The 19,715-nt window shown below is 55.2% G+C and carries 15 protein-coding genes; 14 read left to right on the forward strand and 1 reads right to left on the reverse strand.

The features are described 5' to 3' along the window. Positions 1 to 3 precede the first annotated feature (3 nt). The 14 genes from J0L72_06460 (at position 4) to ribD (ending at position 19,005) form a co-directional block, all read left to right on the forward strand. Positions 4 to 6,879, forward strand: a complete 6,876-nt coding sequence (locus J0L72_06460; GenBank protein MBN8690420.1) for a PQQ-binding-like beta-propeller repeat protein — start codon at positions 4 to 6, stop codon at positions 6,877 to 6,879. A gap of 199 nt (positions 6,880 to 7,078) precedes the next feature. Next, positions 7,079 to 8,494, forward strand: a complete 1,416-nt coding sequence (gene pilM / locus J0L72_06465) for a pilus assembly protein PilM (protein ID MBN8690421.1) — start codon at positions 7,079 to 7,081, stop codon at positions 8,492 to 8,494. Between the two features lie 10 nt (positions 8,495 to 8,504). Beyond that, a complete protein-coding gene (locus J0L72_06470; protein MBN8690422.1) occupies positions 8,505 to 9,470 on the forward strand; it encodes a hypothetical protein in 966 nt (321 codons plus the stop codon). 6 nt (positions 9,471 to 9,476) lie between these two features. Then, positions 9,477 to 10,295, forward strand: a complete 819-nt coding sequence (locus J0L72_06475) for a hypothetical protein (protein MBN8690423.1) — start codon at positions 9,477 to 9,479, stop codon at positions 10,293 to 10,295. 13 nt (positions 10,296 to 10,308) lie between these two features. Continuing rightward, positions 10,309 to 11,031, forward strand: coding sequence for a hypothetical protein (locus J0L72_06480; GenBank protein MBN8690424.1), 723 nt, complete (start codon positions 10,309 to 10,311; stop codon positions 11,029 to 11,031). Positions 11,032 to 11,109: 78 nt separating this feature from the next. Continuing rightward, the gene (locus J0L72_06485; protein ID MBN8690425.1) at positions 11,110 to 11,778 is read left to right on the forward strand and encodes a hypothetical protein; all 669 of its coding nucleotides are present in this window, start codon (positions 11,110 to 11,112) and stop codon (positions 11,776 to 11,778) included. Between the two features lie 38 nt (positions 11,779 to 11,816). Then, the gene (locus tag J0L72_06490) at positions 11,817 to 13,439 is read left to right on the forward strand and encodes a hypothetical protein (protein MBN8690426.1); all 1,623 of its coding nucleotides are present in this window, start codon (positions 11,817 to 11,819) and stop codon (positions 13,437 to 13,439) included. A gap of 60 nt (positions 13,440 to 13,499) precedes the next feature. Then, positions 13,500 to 14,012: a shikimate kinase gene (locus tag J0L72_06495; protein ID MBN8690427.1), complete on the forward strand. Its 513-nt coding sequence runs from the start codon at positions 13,500 to 13,502 to the stop codon at positions 14,010 to 14,012. Then, on the forward strand, positions 14,009 to 15,037 hold the full coding sequence (aroB, locus tag J0L72_06500) for a 3-dehydroquinate synthase (protein ID MBN8690428.1): 1,029 nt from the start codon (positions 14,009 to 14,011) through the stop codon (positions 15,035 to 15,037). The genes J0L72_06495 and aroB overlap by 4 nt, the downstream gene beginning before the upstream one ends. Continuing rightward, positions 15,024 to 15,239, forward strand: a complete 216-nt coding sequence (locus J0L72_06505) for a hypothetical protein (GenBank protein MBN8690429.1) — start codon at positions 15,024 to 15,026, stop codon at positions 15,237 to 15,239. Before aroB ends, J0L72_06505 begins: the two co-directional genes overlap by 14 nt. Further along, on the forward strand, positions 15,236 to 17,065 hold the full coding sequence (locus J0L72_06510) for a PASTA domain-containing protein (GenBank protein MBN8690430.1): 1,830 nt from the start codon (positions 15,236 to 15,238) through the stop codon (positions 17,063 to 17,065). The genes J0L72_06505 and J0L72_06510 overlap by 4 nt, the downstream gene beginning before the upstream one ends. Further along, entirely contained in the window at positions 17,062 to 17,706 is a 645-nt protein-coding gene (gene rpe, locus J0L72_06515) for a ribulose-phosphate 3-epimerase (protein ID MBN8690431.1), read from the forward strand. The genes J0L72_06510 and rpe overlap by 4 nt, the downstream gene beginning before the upstream one ends. Further along, positions 17,697 to 17,996 carry a hypothetical protein gene (locus J0L72_06520; GenBank protein ID MBN8690432.1) on the forward strand — a complete coding sequence of 100 codons (300 nt, stop codon included), beginning with the start codon at positions 17,697 to 17,699 and terminating at the stop codon, positions 17,994 to 17,996. Before rpe ends, J0L72_06520 begins: the two co-directional genes overlap by 10 nt. Continuing rightward, complete coding sequence (ribD, locus tag J0L72_06525) at positions 17,974 to 19,005, forward strand: bifunctional diaminohydroxyphosphoribosylaminopyrimidine deaminase/5-amino-6-(5-phosphoribosylamino)uracil reductase RibD (GenBank protein ID MBN8690433.1); 1,032 nt, start codon at positions 17,974 to 17,976, stop codon at positions 19,003 to 19,005. The genes J0L72_06520 and ribD overlap by 23 nt, the downstream gene beginning before the upstream one ends. A 134-nt stretch (positions 19,006 to 19,139) precedes the next feature. Here the strand turns inward: ribD and pdxT are convergent, their stop codons facing one another. Beyond that, on the reverse strand, positions 19,140 to 19,706 hold the full coding sequence (pdxT, locus tag J0L72_06530) for a pyridoxal 5'-phosphate synthase glutaminase subunit PdxT (protein ID MBN8690434.1): 567 nt from the start codon (positions 19,704 to 19,706) through the stop codon (positions 19,140 to 19,142). Positions 19,707 to 19,715 lie beyond the last annotated feature (9 nt).

A 19,715-nucleotide genomic window follows, 5' to 3' on the forward strand; every position in this document is an offset into this window, starting at 1 on the left:
CGCATGAATCAATGGCGAAAGCTAGCAGTTGGCCTACTTGTTGGGGCCTCGATCGGCAGCAGTACTCTGCCCGCATCGGCGCAACGGTATCCGTTCTTCCAAGGAGGAGCGGAGCACTGGGGTTCGCACGATTCGGATAAGCGTGTGTACTCGCCCGGGAGGGCTGCGCTCCGCTGGTGGGATCCTCTCTTCAGCCTCAGCACAACGATCGACAACTGGGAAACGACGGGTGTCACTGCGCTTCCTGGTGCATCGTGGACCGCCCCTGGACTGGTCAAGGCGTTCAACTTTTTTGATTCCAGCCCAGTTGCGACTCCAGGAGATGCCTACGTAATCGCGACTCCAGTTCCGTCACTCAGCTTCGCGCAACCTTGGTTGCCAGCATCCGGCACTGCGCCAACTTTCTCGTGGACATTCACCGGGCTCACCGCGGGTGAGGACTACGCGGTCTCGGTCAACATTCCTGTCGGGCCCTCGGGCAATGACATCAATGACCCCGCCGCGCAAGTATTCCAGTGCGAGCAGTCGGTGTATCGGATCGAAGGTGTTGTAAACACCGACAATCCTGGTCAACCGATCTATGAGATCGTTAGCCCGCTGTTGAACAATGGCTGGGTTCAATTGGGCGCAAACCTCACAGATCCTAACCGACTCTTCAAGGTTGCTCCGGCTTCGACCCAGATTCGAGTCACTTTGATCGCCACGATTCCGCGCTCTTCGGACGGTCAGCTCGTGGATACGAGAACCAACATCGCCGTCTATGCGGACGCTGCTCGAATCAGTCGACCGACCGGTCAACAGGGCCAAACGGTCGCTCAGCCGGTTGTGAGTCAGAACGCTGCTGGACCTTTCCCTTGGAGAACGATCGGAACTCGAAACGAGCCGATCGCCGCACAGGATGGCTCGGTCATCAAGAGCTATGCGCAAGGGATCGTTACGAGCTTCGCTTTTGACGGTGCAACCGTTGATGCAGCGAATCCAGACGGCCGCCGAAACATGGTTTGGAGCTGGCCCGTTCAGCGACAGTTCGACTTTAGCGACACTGAAACCACTCGATACACTACCGATCGACTCGATTGGATTTTTGGAACGGGTTCTTTCGCCGCCGATCCAAAGCGGACCGATCAATTCATCTACGTCGATAACCTCAATGCGAGCGTTGGAATCGGCGCGGGTTGGGTGGCGCAAAACACTCCTGCCGGGTTCAAAGGATACGACTATCTCCAGAAAGTCGGACTATTCCCATCGGGCGCGGTTTATGCCCCGTATCTGCCCGAAGGCGACTATTTCATCGAAGTTTGGGTGCCAAGCGTTGGAGGGCTTTCTAGCGGAGTTCAAATTGAAATCCGACAGAACGGAGTCCCTGTTTCCACAGTTTCGGCAAACATGCGAGACAATGGCGGCCGATGGGTTCGCCTGAGCAACAGCTTCACCAACAAGTGGACTTCGACGGCATTAGCGCCACTCTCGATTTCGTTTACTGGCGCTGCGTCTCCAGCAGATGGTGCTGTGGTCGCCGACCAAGTGCGCTTTATCCGAACTGCTGATCTCTCGATCCGATCGACTCCGGTTTATACGCGAGCGATGGTGGACGATGGTTCTGGGCCGGCGATGCGAGATGTCGTGATCGTCGCGCTGGAGAACGGCAAGATCTACTGCCTCGACGCGATGGGAACTCTAGATGGCGGCGGAAATCCGACCGGAACAACCCGAGTTTATTGGACCTATCCGAGCGACAATGCTGCAGACCCGAATCAAGCCGATGGTCTTGACGGCGTCGATGGCGTTGCCGAAATGCCTGTTGGATTCAACACCAGCAGCGCGGTTTTTGCAAACGTTCCAATTCCGTCTTCGCCAGGAAACACCAAGCCAATGCTGTTCATTGGCTCCCAAAACGGCCGAGTCTATGCGATCGACGTCACCGGTCGAGGCGATGGAACAACCACCCGGCTTTGGACCTATCCGAACGACTATCCGTCACCTTCGGTGCAAACTGCACTTGGGCCGATTGAAGGTTCGCTCGCGTACACCGAAACCGCTGCCGGTAACTACGTCTTGGTACCGACTTCGCAAGGGCGACTGTATTGTCTCGATGCTTACGGCGATCAAGTTCAGCGCATCACAACCGTGCCGATGGCCTATCCGTCACTCACCAACGTCGAAGTTGGCTCGATGACGATGGCTCCGGTGATCGGATACTCGGGCGCGACCACAGACAAGGTGGCCTACATCGGAACGAATCAGAACGGATTCGCGGCTCAGCCGACGCTATACGCACTCCGCGTTTTGGACGGAAATGCTGACGGCGAAATGGATGTGCTTTGGTCACGAACCAACGGCAACACAGGGGTTTTTGGTAACTTCCGAAACGCTAGCCCGGTCTTTATCGAATCCGCAGATTTGAATCCAAATGCGAGCGGACCAGCGATGCCAAACACGTTGGTTGCGGGAAGCGATAGCTTCGAAATCGCCGCGTTTGATGCTGACAATGGCAACGTGCTCTGGTCGACATCAGAATTTGGCGGCTCTCTCGCCGGCAGTCTTGGATTCACATATCAATCTGGATTCACCAACGGCGGTGCGTTGCTCGCGCCTCCTGGTGAGCCGATGATTTCCGTGCCGCTTTTGGACGGACGCTACACTTTGATCTACGCCAACAGTGGTCGCGTCAACGTGAATGGTGATCGTCTAGCTTGGGAAGCCCAAACGGCAGGCGGTTCGCCGACGCCGATGTCTTTCGGAGGCGATAACGCGCCATCGTTCAACTATGCCTACGGCGCAGATGCTGCGGGGTACCTGTACGCGTTCAGCTACGATCCTTCGTTGCCAACTAACGGACAGGCAATCACGCCAGGACAGGCTCCAATTCCTAATCCTAGCGAGCCGAACAACCCTCGGAATCAGATCATCCGCGATATCGCTCGAAACGGTTTGGCCAGTTTGGTGCTGCCGGCGGACTTCCTCGATCTGCAGCAGAAAATCGCGGCTGGCACGATCACCTACGCCGATGTCACTGCAGCGGCCAACAAGGTTACGCGAAACACGTTTGAATACGGCGAAGCGCTGTACTGGGTGGTCTATGACATTCCTTACTTCGACGAGTTCGCGCCACCGTTCCAGTACAACGTGTCTCACACGTTCGATACTCCTGGTGCATCTTCAAGTCTTCAATCGTTCTCGGTGAACCGATTGACCGGCGCACCTGCTGGCAAAGGCGGTGTCGCCCTCATCCGGTATGCCTTGTTGCCAGTCGGTCAAAGCGCGCTCACTCCTGGAGCGGGAACCGTCACAATCGCGATTCGGCCGTTTGACACTCCGTCAGCAAACGCTACGTTGCCAAACGCCAACATGACTCCAGGCCGGGGTATTCGCATCGCGAACCCACTTGCAGTCTCGTTGGTGGACTTGTTGAATCCTCCTGCTGCTCAGCATGTGGGTAAGACACTGGTCCCAAGCGATAGCGATAACTTGGTCAACGGCACACCTGCGACAAAGAACATTGTCCAGCCATTCCGACCTGACCTAAACTCCGCAGCAGACTTCGTGGCGCACGGTCAGACGGCAAATGCTCGAATGTTCGTGTACGACCGATCGCTGATGACTCTTTTGTTTGGTCAGCAACGCGGTATCAGCAGCATCCGAATGCAGCTCAGCAACATGAGCTTCCGCGGAAGCAAGCTGTATGCACTGGATCCGGCCATCTACCCAGGATTGGAAGATGACCCCGGAACTCCTGGCAACAACGTCAGCCTCGACTATCCAGACATCCGGCGAGACCGAATGTCGGTGGTCAAGAGCGAGTTTGGCGCGGTTGAAAATCCGTTGTTCCAACCGGTCACGCTGACCGCGCCGGACATCACGTCGCCGAACCTCACCACTTACAATTCGGACCCCGTGCAGTACAACCAATTCCTGAATAGAGAATTGGTCGCCACGACGTTTGATTTCGAATGCAATGTCCCGCGCTTCCAGCCGCCAGCCACCAATGGCTATCTCGGCAAGCAGTTCGTCTACATTGATAGTGGGGCAGTGGGTAGGCAGATCAGCCAAGGCACACCGATCGAAGCGTTCCGCTCGTTCGACCTGTCAACGGCGATCGCGGTGGATCAGCGACCTCTGGTTTCGACAACGACGGTTGATCTTGGATCGGTCCCAGGTGGCACAGGCTTCTTGCCAGACGCTCCGTGGAACGCACCGTTCCTGGACTTCAAGGATGCACGAATTCACAACGCGACGCGATATCCGTTCTTCCAACGGTTCTCGGTGCAGAATTCGGGCAACGTGAACTTGCTGAACATGCGAATCGCAAAGAGCGTGTTCAACACCGACACGAATTCGAACCAGCCAGTGACGTTGTTCACAAATGATCAACACCCATTGGCCTACCTCGATGGTCGATTGCATGTCCACACGGACATCGATCCTGGTCAGGCTGCGTTCATCTACGCGGGCCGGCCGATCATGGGCTCGAATGTGATCATTCAAAAGCCTCGTCCAGACGACGGTGAACCGACACGATTGCGCATGAATCCTCGCGTGAGGACAAACGCCAACCTCGGTGTTACTGACGGCAACATGATGGCTCCGGGTGACTTCGCTTCATCCGACCTGTACGACGAATCGCTGCTCGATCCAAAGATTGCGGTCAGCGCCCCAATCGGTACACCAGTCGGCAACTATCTGCGAAAGCTGTATGCGTTCGAAGACGAAGTGAATACAGCAACGGCTTATCCTGTCTTGGAACGGCTGGCAACGCTTGCCTACGAACCGTATTCTGAGGCAAGCCTCGAACTTCGATTCCGTGTGCGAGAAACTCGTCTCACTACGGGCCGAACGATCAAGACTTCGCCGATGGTGGATACCATGCCGGTTGATCCTGCAGGACGATTCACCTGGTCGAACCAGCAACCCGCTGGAGCACGATTGAGCGATGGCACCTTGGTGGTGGCGTTCAGCTCCGATCGATTGTTGGCTGGAAATCCGGACATCAACGCCGGAGTCAAGACCGAAGCAGACAACTTCCGCACACCGCAGTTCCGAATTTACTTCGCGACCTTGCGGGGTGGTTCCGCGTTGCCTGTTTCGAGTGTCTCGCCGATTGCAGACCTTGACCAGTTCAATCCGGCAGTGAACGCCGGTAATGCCGCAACGGACCGCTGGTTCGCGTGGCCAGCCGGGGCATTCCCGACAACAGCGACGACCATTCCAACCTTGTTTGGTATTCCTGCAGGTGAAGTGGTCGCGAATTCGGCACAGTTTGGCAATCCGGTATTCCCAGCAAGCGGATACTTCAATCCGTTGAGCGCGTTCACGAACAATGGCAAAACTGCCAATCCGTTCATGTACATGGCGTTTACGGGAGAAGTCGGACGCCTCATCGATGGTCAGCGACGGTCGGTCGAGTCTCGGCTCTTCTTGACTCAGTTGACTTCTTCGAATGGTGGCGGATTGTCCTCCACGACTCCAGTGCCATTGCAGATCGGAACAGACCTCATCGGCAGCAGCGCGAAGATTGGTAAGCCAACGGTGGTGCAGGTCGGCGACTCAGCAGCCGTTTACTTCCCGATGACGACCGGTGGCACAAGCCAAATCTTCTACGGTTACTTCGACAACGGTGCATGGCAGAACCTCTCGTTCGGCAGGCAGCAAGGCCAAGGTCTTGTAGGCCGGCTCAACACAGGTGACGCATTCGAAAGCGTCAGCTCGCCATCGGCACTGCTGCGAAACAACTATGGGCCAAACGTCGTCGGTCAAGGCGGTCAAGCACGATTCGTGATCGATCTCGTGTTCACTGGGCGACTGCGCGGACGAAATCAAGCCGAGGTTTACATGGCTCGAATTCCAGCCAATGCAGCCGGGCGTCCGCAAGGCTCAGATGGCTCGCTGTGGACAACTGGCCCAACCGGTGCTCCTCGATTCGAAAGGCTGACGTACGAACCGTCCAGCGGCCTCTACTGGGCGAATGGCGCGGTCTGGTCGCAGTCGTTCGATCAAACGAATGGCATCGACATTCAACGAGCTGTTGTTGTCGCAGGAAACGTGACTTACGAGTCGATTCTTGTACCTGGCACTCTGAAGCAAGCCGAAGGCTCCTCGATTGGTTCGTACCAAACGACCCTAGGTGGCCGAGTGTACATCGACACGGCTTCGGGCAACGTACGGTTCTCGGGCGCAGTCATTCCGAGCAGTACAGTTTTGTACGTTCGCTATGCACCGCGGTTCCTCCGTGTAAGCCAAGCCACCGACATGAATCATCGCGACGCCACGATCCTGTTTGATGACCGTGCTACCGGTGACAACACCTACTGGTTCGATCAGAACGGTGCGCCGATCACGTCGGGCTATGAACTCAGCAACCGAATCCTCGTGTCTTATGCCAAGACCGCGTCGAAGGACTCTCAAGTCACTCGGCCATTCTTGAAGACCTACCGATTCGGAGTTCAATTGCCTTATTCGATCGCAACAACGCCGGACGGTGACCTCACTGGGCCGATCACAATCACGTTCGCTGACGGATCGCGAGTGGCCTATCAACTTGACCCTGCCAACGGACGGATTTACTTCGGTCCAACGCAGGAAGGCAAGCAAGTCACGATCACATACCGTGCACTGGACAAGGATGGCAACCCGCTCGGAGTCATTTCGCGAACAGTGACTGTGCAGATGGTCGTTGAAACGAGCGAGCGCACGATTCCGATCGAGCAGGTCGCGAATGAGTCCTCAGTGGTGTTCGCGCTGGACATGCTCGGATCGAATTCGATCAACGTCCTCGACCGGCCAGGAATGCTCTGGACCTTCTGGACCAGCACGCGCGATGGAGGAACCGATGTGTTCTTCGAAACCATCGCTCCGCGGTTCACACCGGTTCTTCTGCAGTAACTGTTAACGATCGTCAAAAAAACCAGGACAATTTTGTCCTGGTTTTTTTGCTTAGGAACCACTTTCTGGTGAACTCTCGAACCTAACAAGACCGTCCTGTATTTCGATCCTTGCAAAAAGGGAGTGCAGGGTCGTTGACGAGAGTATTCTGGCGGTGCTAAGATAGGCCCGCTGGGTCGCGCCAGCGCGGATCGCAGGAATGGCGAAAAAGAAACTAAGTAGTGTTGTCGGAATCGATATCGGAAGCCAGTTCATCAAGGTTGCCGAAATTCGAAGCACGGGCCGAGATGTGTCCGTGACCGCACTGGGTATGGCCCCCACTCCGGAAGGAATGGTGGACCACAACGGCGTCTATGACACCGAAGCAATTGGCGCGGTGATCAAAGAGCTTTGTGCGAGTAGCGGCGTGAGTCAGGGCTTTGGCGTTTTTTCGCTGGCCGGGCAAGCTGCCATCCTCGTTCGAACGCTTGAGGTTCCGAGAATGAACCCAGCCGAGCTCAAGCAGCACATGGAGTGGGAAATCAGCCGAAACCAACCGTTTGCTGAATTGACCGTTCAAAGCGATTACAAAGAATTTCCTGTCGAAGATCAGGCCGCCCAGAACATGGACGTCGTGATGGCGATTGGCGCCCAGTCTGCGGTCGAGACCCTGATGGGAATCGCCAAGAAGTGCGGCAAGGTTGCACACGCCCTCGATGTTGAGCCTCTCGCTATTGCCCGCGTGCTCTCCACATGCTATGGAGTAGACCTCGCGAACAACACGGTTTGCGTGGTTGAGGTTGGCGCGAAATCGACGAGCATCAACATGTACCGCGACGGCAAATTGCTGTTGCCTCGGCAAGTTCCAGTTGGTGGCGATGCCCTTACCCAAGCAATTGCTGGTGCAAAGGGGATTTCCAACGAAGATGCTGAAGCGCTAAAGGTTTCTAAGGGAGAAATCCCGTCCACTGCCGGTGCAGCGAGTTTTGGTGGTGCAATGGATCCGTTCGCCGGAGACAACACCCAAGCCTTTGCCCAATTTAATCCTTTCGCAGACGAATTTGCGGCTCCAATGCCAACTGCAGAGCCTTCGGATGCTCCTGGTGGATCAGCCTATGGTTACAATCCTTTTGGAGAGCCCGGTGCAGACGCTCCTGCTCCTGCCGATCCTTATGCGATGCCAGCTGATCAAGCAGCCCCTGCTGATCCGTACGCTATGCCGACGGAATATGCTCCGTTTGATGCAGAACCACCTGCAGCGGCGGCAGCTGATGCTCCGCCCGCTCCTCCAGCGGATCCTGTATCCTCTGCGCCTGCGCTTTCGGATGATTCGATGGAGTTGTACAACGCCATGGCTCGGGAAGTAGATGAATTTTTGGCCGAAGTTCGCCGATCCATTGATTACTACCGAAGCAAAGGTGGTGACGTTAACCGAATACTTTTGGGTGGCGGTGGTGCCAAACTAAAAGGGCTAGGTCCATTCATTGAGCGAGTTCTCGGAATTCCGGTCGAAATGATCGATCCGCTTCGAGGCCTGCCGCTGAATGGTAAGCGACTCGACATGGGCATGATCGATGCGCATCGTCCTGACTTTTTGATTGCGGTAGGAAACGCAATGCACGTAATTTTTGACTAAGGCTGGTTGAATGAAGCTAAATCTCGTACCCGCAACAGTAAGAAAGGGCGCAGCAATGCGCACGATGATGTTCATCTCGGCGCTCATTGTGCTGCTGAGTGGACTCGCAACCGCCTTTCTGATCGTCACGTCTACCACGCGGCGACAACAAGCCTTTGAGGCTGCAGAAGCCGCAAGGCCGCAAGCTAACCAGGCTGTCGCGACCGCAAAGCAAACTGCCGCTGTTTTGGCAAGCTCGCAAGGGGTTGCCACGAACTTGGACCTGTACTCCGCCGCCGTGGAGCACAACACCAAGTACACGCGGTTCTACAAAAAGTTTTTGCCTTACATCCCAGCTTTCATGCGAGTGACTTCGATGTCGCTGGATCCGATCGCCGAGAATTCTTGCCGGCTGAATGTGACTGGTGTCATTCGATCTGCTCAGCAATATGCTGACTTGTCGCTTGCAATGCTTCGGATTCCGGGCGCGAAGGCGATCAGTCGATCAGGTTTTGTTTATCAGTGGGATAACGTTCCAGCCATCACTGCTGAAGATCAGAAGGCTCTAAGAGTTCGCGCAGGCGAGCCGGTGCTTCCTGAAGATCCAGTGGAGCGATTGAATGCTCTGGTTTCGAATGCAGCCGCTGAAACCACAGGCTTCCAAGATATTTCTAACTTCGGTTCTGCGACTGAATTTCAACGCGGCGCAATGACCGACTGGTCGTTGATCAACATTGGCGTGGTGCTGAGCCAAGAAGCAGGCGAAGTCCTTCCTCCAGGTTGGTCATTCGACTTCTTGACGCCAAATCCATCGGATACCCTGGCTCAAGCTTCGCAGTTTAATTCGGCTGGCATCAATGCTGGCGGAGCCGCTCAAGGCACTGCTCCAGGGGCCACGCCTGGTATCACTCCTCCTGCTGGTGCAGGAGCGAAAGGTGCCGGCGGAGCGCTGAACCCTGGCAATCGACCTGGCGCAGCAGCAGCGGAGGATCTCTAAGAGACCATGAAAGACCTTAAATTGACTCCTTGGACAGTCCTTTCGATTGCGCTCTCGATTAGTGCAGTGATGCTCTGCGTTGGATACTTCCAATACTGGGCGCCAAGAACCGAAACGGCAGCAAACTTTGATCGGTTACGCGAAGAGCTTGAGGCGGAAGGCCAAAAGCTGCCTCGCGAGAAGAAAAAGCTCGAAGAAGCAAAGACAATGGTCCAAGATGCAGCCGGCGAATGGAACGACATTGTTCAACGAAAGACGCCTCCAGCATCTCTCGCAGAGGGCGGCATCAATTTGACTCGAAATCGCTGGCAGCTGGTAGTTGACGCTCCTGAATTCCGAAATCGAATCCAGGCTGACCTCAACCGACAACTTCGCTACGGTGGCGTTCAGGTGATGAGCGGTGTGACGGTTCCAGTATTCCCAGACAATCCGCTGACAATCGTCGAAGAAGGCTTTGGCTACCCGCGGTACGGTTTCCCTGTTCGCATTTTTGACTTTGGTACTGTCGTCGTCGAAGGCACGATGGACCAAATCACTCGGAATGTGGAAGGATGGAATCAACTTCCGAAGTACATCGCTGTTGTCGATGGATTGAGGCTGGAAGGTACTGCTCCGAAGTACCGAGCATCGTATAGTCTGTCGATCGCCATGTATCTTCGAGCGGAGAAGGTTTCGCCACCAGTACCAGAGGTTCCTAGCGATGGAAACAACCAAGGTGCGCCAGGCGGTCTCGGAACACCAGGTGGTGCCGGCGGTGCCCTAAACCCAGGCGGTGCGGCTGGTGGAGCAAGACAGCGACCCGGAGTGAGCTCGCGAGGCGTCTAATTTGATGGTCAAGATGAAAAGTTTCAAATTGATTCCGTATATGGCACTGGCAGCCGCCGCATTGATGGTGGTTGGGTGCGCTGGCGATGATTCTGCCCAGTTCGCGTCAACGGCGCCGGCTGCGGCTGCAGGTCCAACCCCTGATCGGCTGAATGCGGATGCAGGCGTTCCTGTGGTCACGACCCTGGACCCGACTTTCGAGCAAGCCAAGGCAGAAGCTAAAGCCAAGTTCGTTGGTCGACGATCCAATCCTTGGGCATTGCTCGGCGCAGAAGCGATTTTTGACCGAGAGCAAACTCGAGAGCGAATCGTGGCTGACACCGGAGGATCGTTCGGGGCAGTCTACGAATTGCCTGATGATACGCCGGTGGAAGAGACGATCGTCATTGAGCCGCAGCCCTATCGACGCCTTAGCGGCATTATGCTGGGCAACGGCGTGGCAGCTTTGATCGAAATGGAAGATGGTCGGGTCTACGAAATCTGGCCAGGCGTGCAAATTCCAGGAACGGAATGGGTCGTTATTTCCATCGATGCCGAGCGTGCTGTGTTGCGGCGCGCCGGAAGCCGGTTGCCAAAAGAAGTCATTGTTCCACTCGGTCCACGACTTAGCACTGGATTTGGCGTCGGCGGTGGCAATAATAATGGTGGGGGCGCACGAGGCGGCGACTCTGCTGGACGTGAAGGCGAAGGTGGAGCTAGGTCGGAAGACGGTAGCTCGGGCACGATGGGCCTATAACTTTCTAGACAAAATTTAGAAATCGAGAGAACCAGGATGGTAAGGTAAACCTTCTATCCATTAAGAGGAGATACAAACGTGAAAACACGACAAGCATGGATTATGTTGGCGGCAATTGGCGCAGTGATGTTTACAGCACTGCCGACGATTAGCTTGGCCCAGAACGACCCGCGAAATACAGTCATTTCGAGCTATCAGGTTGATGAAGCCGATATCCGAGATGCACTCAAGCTTTTGTTCCGACAGGTCGGCGGCAACTATTCGGTGGCCAACGATGTGCAAGGACAGGTGACGATCAGCGTCCAGAACCAACCATTTGAGACCGTTCTGCGCGCAGTGCTGAACCAAGTCGATGCAACGTTCCGGTACGAAGGCGGCATCTACCAAATCATCAAGAAGGTAGAAGTTCCACCGATCACCACTCCAAACATCGACAATGGCAACGTGGGTGGCCCTCGAGTTGCACCTCGTCCAACAAAGATTTATTTGAAGCACGCAGATCCATATTTGATTATGCTTCTGCTGGCTCAAAACGAAACCACTGCAGACACCAGCCTTCGACCAGAATACAGCTCGAGCTTCGGCGTGGGCGGATTCGGTAACGGATTCGGTGGCGGCAACAACAACAGCGGAGGCGGCAATAGCGGCTTCGGCGGTGGTAGCGGATTCGGTGGCGGCGGCTTCGGCGGCGGCGGCGGTGGAAGCCGTGGCGGCGGTCCAGGCGCAGGCTCCGGTGGACTTCGCTAAGATTTAGGTAATTTTGGGAGAGAGGAATCAAGAGAGATATGACTAGTTGGATTCGACGTTCTGTGCGCCTAAGCGCGTTTACAGCGGTGGTTGGACTTTCGCTTCTGGCAACAGGTGCGAGCGCTCAAGCCACTTTGGACCTGGATCTTAAAGACGCTCAACTCGTGAGCGCCATTCAGGTTCTTGCAAATCGTAGCGGCGTGGAGTTTGTCGTCGTGGACAATCCTGCCAATTTCGCTCCGGTCACTTTGACCTTGCGCGGAAAATCGGCGGATGAAGCACTGCGATTGATCGTGCAATCAGCTGGCGGCTATGTCGAAAAGAACGAAGGTGGCGTGTACATCATTCGTTTCGGTAAGCCTGAAGCTACCCCTGCACCTCAAAACAATCGCCCGAAGGAGCCGCTTGAAAAGCGAGTCATTCGGTTGCGACACGCAGATCCTAGCTACGTTTACTCTCGACTCACCGGAACGTGGGTAGAAGATCCTCAACAAGGCTTCCGTCAACTCCAAACGTTCATCAATTCGAACACCAACCAACGGCCTGCATACGACAGCACTCGAACTGTTGCAGTCGGTCAAAACGTTCAGGTTTTCGATAACCAAGGTCTTGCCGAGCGCGCTGGCCGAGAATCCATGCCAATTGACTCCTCTAACGGCATCATGATTCCTGGCGAATCAGCCAACCAGCTTGGTGCACCAGGCGGCGGTAACAACGGTGGTTTTGGCAACGGTGGTGGTCAACCTGGCGGCGGAAACGGCTTTGGTGGCGGTAACGGCCAACAAGGCGGCGGTGTTGCACTCAACCCAGGCGAAGGCTTGGTTCCAGATGGCATCACCTACCTTTCCTACGATCCAACCGATAACTCGATTGTTGTCGTTGGAACCGACAGCGCGATTGCTGACTTGCGACGTGCGATTGACCTCTTCGACAAGGCTCCAAAGCAAGTCGAAGTGAAGGTGGAGTTCATCACGACTTCCCAATCGGTTGATAAGTCGTTCGGTATCGACTGGACTTTCTCGCGAGGTTCCGTTTTTGCAGGTAACGCTCCTGGCGCATTTGCACAAACCGGCGACCCAATCTTCGTGAACTACTCGACTGGAAACCTGGTCACCCGACTTCGAACTCGATTGCTCGATGGCGAAGGCAAGGTGGTGAACGCTCCGCTCATCCGAACGTTCAACAACCAACCAGCCGTTATCCAATCGCAGCAAACAACCCGAATCTTCTTGCCGCAACGAACAGTGACTCAGGGCGTGGTCGTCACCGACTACACCCCACAAGATCTGAACATTACGAGCAACCTGGCAGTGCGACCTCGAATCAGCGAGGATGGATACATCACGATGACTCTCTCGCCAACCATCAGCGACTTCGGCCAGCTCCGAACCAGCCCAGATGGACGACAGGTGATTCCAGACACTCTTTCGCAGTCGATCTTTGTTTCGACTCGCGTTAAGAGCGGCGAAACCATCCTGCTGGGTGGATTCAACCGAAAGTCGAATCAGGTTCAAAACAACCGATTCCCGGTTCTTAGCGACCTGCCGATCATCGGACAGTTCTTCCGATCTTCGAGCACTGTGCGCGGCGACAGCGAACTGCTGATCTTCGTCACCGCTCGAATCATCGAAGATCCAGATGATTCCGCAACAGGACCGTAAACAAGTCCTCGCTGAAACCAGCCAAAATGTGACCGAGCTTAATACTCGGTCACATTTTTTATGAACGGCTATTGGATCCTGTTGGGCATGATGGGAGCGGGCAAATCCACCGTGGGGAGGAAGCTGGCCGATCTCGCACAGGTACCGTTCGAAGATGCCGATGCCCTGCTGGAGCGGCGATTCGGTCGCCCCATTCATCAGGTGTTCTCGATTTATGGTGAAGAAACTTTTCGAGGCCACGAAACCAGCATTCTCAAAAGCCTCGATCCAAAGCCAGGCGTCCTAGCCACCGGAGGCGGGATCGTCACTCGGCCAGAAAACTGGGATGAACTCCATCGTCTTGGCAAAACTATCTATCTCAACGTACCTGCGGAGGCGCTGATGATGCGCCTGGAAAAGAGCAAGCGCCGCCGGCCATTGCTGGAAACCGAGAACTGGCAAGGGCGGTTCACCGAGCTTTTCGATGCGAGGCTGCCGCTATACATGAAGGCCGATATCGTTTTTGACGTGCAGATCGAAGACCTCGAAGCCTGCGCAGCGCGACTTTACGAACAATTGAAGGTGGCCCAATGATCATCAAGCATAGCACAGGCACCTACCCAATCGAGTTCGCGACTATCGACAAAATGCTCGAGTCATTATCGCTGGACGACCGAGTAGTGATCGACGAAAACGTCGCACGCTTGTATCCCGATGTCGCTTCACAGTTTGAGCATGCGTTTATTTTTCCATCTGGCGAAACCCACAAAACACTTGAGCAAGTCCAGCAAATCATCACGTGGCTAGCCAGTAAGGGAACTCGTCGGGGGCATCGATTGATCGCCCTTGGAGGTGGTGTGGTCGGTGACGCTGCTGGATTCGCCGCCGCGATCTACATGCGCGGAATTCCGTTCGTTCAGATTCCCACGACGCTGTTGGCAATGGTGGATAGCAGTGTCGGTGGAAAAGTTGGGGTTGATCTTCCTGAAGGCAAAAACTTGGTGGGAGCCTTCAAGCCTCCGACGAGAGTCGTTGTGTGTACGGAGTTTACGCAAACCCTACCAGCACCCGATTTCGCGAGCGGCACGGCGGAAATCATCAAGATGGGATTTATCGCTGCGCCGGATTTGTTGAGAAGACTAGAAGAAAAGCCGCTCACGCCGACCTGCGATGAACTTGGCGATGTGATCGAAACCAGCATCGCGCAGAAGGCAATCATCGTCGAGGAAGATGAGTTTGAGCTCACTGGTCAACGGGCAACTTTGAACTTTGGGCATACGGTTGGGCATGCGATCGAAAGCGCAATGGATTACATCGACATTCGCCACGGCGAAGCAATTTCGATCGGGATGGTCATCGAAACTCGGATTTCAGAAAGGCTCAACCTTGTTCCTGAAGGATACGCAAGCACGGTGGCGAAACTATTGCAACAACATGCCCTACCAACGGCAATTCCACCCAAAATTGACCCCGATGCTTTGGTCGATTTGATGAGAATCGACAAAAAGGCCGTGTCCGATGGAATTTCGATGAGTCTATTAACAGGTGTGGGAACGTGTAAACTCATGCATGATTTGCCGATTGGGGTGATTCGTGAAGTGCTGAATGAAGGTCACTGAACTCAAACTGCTGGTTTTTTGGGTACTCACGGCGTTGCTAACGGCGGGATTTTTGGGCAGCCAATGGGCCGCATTCACTGGATCGGCCGCAGATTGGGCGGTGAAGTTAGATCAGCCACAGATCAAGTTGCTTGCTTTGGCGATGCTTTTGGTCGTCATTGTGCTGGCAGCGGTTCCAGAGAACAAGGCGGTTGAAGAATGACGGGCGAACTTTTGAGACTGCGCTACGAAGTTCTCGATCTAATCGACGAAGGGCCGATTTTCCAACTTTACAAGGGTCGCGACCGGGTGATGGCGTCCGAAATCAACGTACGGATCCTCAAGCCACCTTTTGCATCTGAAGTGGAATTTGTCAAAACTCTCACCGAGGTCGTGCACCAAAATTCTGGGTTGAAATCCATCGGGGTTGAGCGCGTGCTTGACGTCCTCGAAGAAGAGGGAACGACCTTCTTGGTGAGCGAAACCCACGGCGGGCAGCTACTGGCGGAGAGAATTTATCGGTTGGCGCCCTACTCCGTGCCGATCTCCCTGGCATTCGCAATCCAGTTTTGCGAGGCTCTCGTCGGTATCCACAACGCCGGAATGACCCACGGTGAGGTCTGCGCGCACAACATACAAGTTGGCCCGGATGGAAAGGCGACGCTGCTACTTCCCGCGCTGTGGACGGCGTATGGCTCCAGCCCGGACGCCGGTATCGCCGCGTTGCCACGATTAGCCCCGTATCTTGCGCCAGAAGTCTCGCAGGGCAAAATGCCGACGCCAGCATCGGATGTTTATGCTGTCGGAGCGCTGTTGTATGAGTTGCTCGCCAAAAAGACGCCATTCTCAGCCGAGAACACGTCTGAAATGGCCCAGAAGCATGCCACACACCCTGTCCCTGGGGTTCGGTCGCTATCGCCAGGCGTTCCGGTCGCTGTAGAAGAGCTCATCAAGAAAGCACTGTCCAAAGAACCCGGATTTCGATATTCGAACGCCAAACAGATGCTCACGGACTTGCGGTTTATCCGAGATGCACTTCGATTTGGCAAGCCGCTCAGCTGGCCTTTGCAGGCACAAGACTCTCCGAGCGCAGCCGTCGCAGCTGTTGGTGGAACCGCGGCTGCAGTCGCGGCGGCAGGAGCCACTGTTTCTGGAGCAGCAGCTGCTCCTATGCCTAGCTCGGCGATGCCAGCGGCGGATAAGAAGGAGCCTGCCCCAGAAAAGCCCAAGAAGAAGGAGCTCAAAGAACAAACAGGCTATACCAACGATGTGCCTTGGTGGATCGCTTGGCCGGCATATGTGCTGTTCTTGGGCGTGATGATCACTTTAGGTGCTTGGCGAAGCTATCTGGTTTCGAAGCCTCAACTTCTACAGGTGCCGGACGTCATCGAGATGCCCGCTGAGGAAGCGCGCGCGATTTTTGAAAAGAAAGGAATCGTGTTTCGTGAAAGCCGCCGCGAGCCGAGCGAGAAGATCGTCGCGGGAAAAGTCCTCAAGCTTTCACCGCCTGTTGGAGACCAAGTTCGGCTTCATGGGGTGGTCAATGCGGTGATTAGCGAGGGCAGCCGCTACGTCAAATTGCCGAATCTGGAGGGACTGACACTGAGCGATGCGCGGGACAAGTTGGATGCCTTGGGGCTCGATCTACAGGAACCACCAGACGAGCGACGGAGTCGCCGAATCGAACCTGGACATATCCTCGATTCCCGACCTGGAAAGGGGGAGAAGGTCGAGCGCGGGACCAAAATCCGGGTGACGGTGAGTTCGAAAACCGACCGGAGGTCCGGCGATGCGGTACGTACTCGTGCAACTTACAAGATTGCCATGGTGATTCCTAAGGGAACGCCTAAGGTGATGGTTCGAATTGAACTGTCGGACGCTCGAAACCAGCGGGATATCCACGAAGAAATGCACAAGGGCGGGGACAAAATCGAAATCATCACTGATGGATTCGGTGACCCGGTTTACTTCCGGGTGTATTACAACAACGAGTTGGTCGATCAATTTAAGAAGTCTGTGAGCGAGTCGCTCGGGAAAAATGAAGAGTGAAAGTACAACTTGCACCATCAATACTTAGCTTTTCGCCGGATGATTTCAGGTCGCCGATCAGTCAGCTGATGGCGGCAGGAGTCGACTGGATCCACCTCGATGTCATGGATGGGCAGTTTGTGCCACCGATCACCTTTGGCGCAGATCTCGCCAATGCCATCACCAAAATCGGTCCTGTTCCTGTGGAAGCGCACTTGATGACTGAAACTCCAGAAGCGCACTTTGAGGCGTTCGCAAATGCGGGCTGCAAGCGGATCATCTTTCATGCTGAAGCGACCCATCATGCCCACCGGTTAGCGGGATCTCTGAGGAAAATGGGAATCCAGTCCGGAATCGCGATCAATCCTGGCACACCAGTACAGGCGGTCGAACCGGTTCTCGCTGAAGTCGATTTGGTGCTGATCATGACCGTCAATCCGGGCTGGGGCGGTCAGCCGTTTGTTCACGAGTGCCTTGACAAGGTCCGCTGGGTGAGGGAAGCCGCGCCGGAGGTTGAAATTCAAGTGGATGGCGGCATCGATCCAACCACTCTGCCGCTCGCTCTGGAGGCCGGTGCGAACGTTTTTGTTGCGGGAAGCTATTTGCTCAAAACTCCGACCATCGCAGAAGCCGTCCAGAACTTACGGACTTCATGCGGCTAAAGTTTTTCACAACTGCATGTCTCATCGCGGGAGTGGCGATGTTGATTTGTTGGCCTTTCGTCATCGGCGCGAGGCCCGAAGTCGGTGCTGAGCGGGAAGTCATCGCTCGGTATGGCATCCGTGCTTTGGCCTACATCGGATTGATGTGTATGACTTTTCTGTCTGCGGCATTTTGCGCGACTCTCATCATCCGGCGCAACCGAGCGCAGTATGCCGAGGAGCTGACCCAGAACTTGCGTGAGTTGGTGGAAGGCTCGCTGAGCGATCATGGCAAAACCAAGCCCGACTGATTGGATGCTTCGCTCTTGCGAGGTTTCGAGGCGCGGTGTACCAGCCCCTAATCCGCATGTTGGGTGCGTTATCGTCCGGGAAGGGAATCTGGTCGGAGAGGGTTTTCACGCGTTTGCAGGCGGCGACCATGCCGAAGTCATGGCTCTCAAGGAAGCGGGAGAGTCGGCGCAAGGCGCAACGGCGTACGTGACTCTGGAACCGTGCAACCACTTCGGCAGCACGCCTCCTTGCAGTCATGCGCTAGTCAACGCCGGAGTTTCTAAGGTTGTCTACGCATGTGCTGATCCGAATCCTAAGGCTGCGGGTGGGGCCGAGTTTTTGCGGCAAGCAGGGGTGGAAGTTGAATCCGGCTTGTGCGAGCAAGAAGCCCAGCACGCGAACGAAGTCTGGTGGCGGAGTTTTGAACTCGGACGACCATTTGTCACGTTGCACATCGCGGTGTCGGCGGATGGATTCGTAGACGATGCATCCGGCCGTGGAGCAAGGATCACCGGTCAAGAGGCAATCCGCGATGTTCAGCAAAGTCGCGGGACACATGGCTGCGTTCTTATCGGGCGCAACACGGCTGCTGGCGACAATCCGCGACTCACCGTCCGCGAATTCGAGATTCTTCGACAGCCGCTGAGGGTGATCTTGGATTCTAGAGCGCAGCTGCAGAGGAATCTGAATGTGTTTTCGGACGGGCTCGCACCGACACTCAGGATTGTCGAACGTGGAATGGCTTCGACAGAATTTGATTTGGAATGCGACTCTCTCGCAAACCTGCTACAAGAGCTACGCCATCGGGATGTTAAGGGTGTTTACGTTGAAGGCGGTCCAGAAACATTGCGGCGGTTTGCACGGGCTGGATTCGTGGACCGATTCGACGTTTACCAATCTCCAAAACCGCTCGGGACCGGGAAGTCGTTTGATCCAAACGAAGTGATCGAACTTGCTAATCTCGTCGAATCCGAGAGGCGCGCACTCGGTGAGGATGTCCTGATTCGGTACCGACCAGGTTCGAAATAGGTCTAGTCCTAGTGCCGGGAACACCCGACTGCGATAGGCGTCTATAGGAATGTAGGAAAAATTTGTAAGACTTTCTTCTCTCCCACAACCAAACAGGGCCTTGTTTCGACCCCTCCGAGACGGGCCCAATTTTTTTACTTCAGGCTCAAATACCAGTCGAGAAACGCCGTTCCCTGGGCGAGCTCGGGATGGAAAGAAGTGCCGACCCGATTGCCTTGTCGAACCGCGACGGTTTGGCCATCAAACGTTGCGAGCACTTCAACCGAATCGGAATGCTCAGTGACGATTGGGGCGCGAATGAAAACTCCCATCACGGGCTCTTGCATCCCAACCATCGCGATTGGAGTTTCAAACGAGTGAACTTGCGCTCCAAACGCGTTGCGGCGGACGGTGATGTCCAGCAAACCCAACGAGTACTGATCGTACTTTTCGATCTTCGCAGCCATGAGGATCATGCCCATACAGGTGCCCCAAATCGGCTTCCCGGCATTGGCGAAATCGATCAACGCACTTCCTAATCCATACCGTCGGAGCAGGAGCCCCACCGTAGTGCTTTCTCCTCCCGGAAGGATCACGTGGGTCACTCCGCTAAGGTCCTCGGGGCTCCGAATCTCGCAACCTTCATGGCCGCTTTCGGCGACTTTCTGGAGGTGCTTCTCAAAATCTCCTTGAACGCTCACCACCCCGACTTTGATTGCCATATCGAGAAA

The sequence above is a fragment of the Armatimonadota bacterium genome (assembly GCA_017303935.1).
Taxonomy (GTDB): Bacteria; Armatimonadota; Fimbriimonadia; order Fimbriimonadales; family Fimbriimonadaceae; genus JAFLBD01.

Excerpts from the sequence above, each read along its gene's own strand:
- ribD (MBN8690433.1), top strand. The coding sequence starts at position 17,974 with ATGGCAAAACCAAGCCCGACTGATTGGATGCTTCGCTCTTGCGAGGTT.
- aroB (MBN8690428.1), top strand. The coding sequence starts at position 14,009 with ATGATCATCAAGCATAGCACAGGCACCTACCCAATCGAGTTCGCGACT.
- J0L72_06460 (MBN8690420.1), top strand. The coding sequence starts at position 4 with ATGAATCAATGGCGAAAGCTAGCAGTTGGCCTACTTGTTGGGGCCTCG.
- J0L72_06490 (MBN8690426.1), top strand. The coding sequence starts at position 11,817 with ATGACTAGTTGGATTCGACGTTCTGTGCGCCTAAGCGCGTTTACAGCG.
- J0L72_06475 (MBN8690423.1), top strand. The coding sequence starts at position 9,477 with ATGAAAGACCTTAAATTGACTCCTTGGACAGTCCTTTCGATTGCGCTC.
- J0L72_06480 (MBN8690424.1), top strand. The coding sequence starts at position 10,309 with ATGAAAAGTTTCAAATTGATTCCGTATATGGCACTGGCAGCCGCCGCA.
- J0L72_06520 (MBN8690432.1), top strand. The coding sequence starts at position 17,697 with ATGCGGCTAAAGTTTTTCACAACTGCATGTCTCATCGCGGGAGTGGCG.
- J0L72_06495 (MBN8690427.1), top strand. The coding sequence starts at position 13,500 with ATGAACGGCTATTGGATCCTGTTGGGCATGATGGGAGCGGGCAAATCC.
- pdxT (MBN8690434.1), bottom strand. The coding sequence starts at position 19,706 with ATGGCAATCAAAGTCGGGGTGGTGAGCGTTCAAGGAGATTTTGAGAAG.
- J0L72_06510 (MBN8690430.1), top strand. The coding sequence starts at position 15,236 with ATGACGGGCGAACTTTTGAGACTGCGCTACGAAGTTCTCGATCTAATC.
- J0L72_06505 (MBN8690429.1), top strand. The coding sequence starts at position 15,024 with ATGAAGGTCACTGAACTCAAACTGCTGGTTTTTTGGGTACTCACGGCG.
- pilM (MBN8690421.1), top strand. The coding sequence starts at position 7,079 with ATGGCGAAAAAGAAACTAAGTAGTGTTGTCGGAATCGATATCGGAAGC.
- J0L72_06470 (MBN8690422.1), top strand. The coding sequence starts at position 8,505 with ATGAAGCTAAATCTCGTACCCGCAACAGTAAGAAAGGGCGCAGCAATG.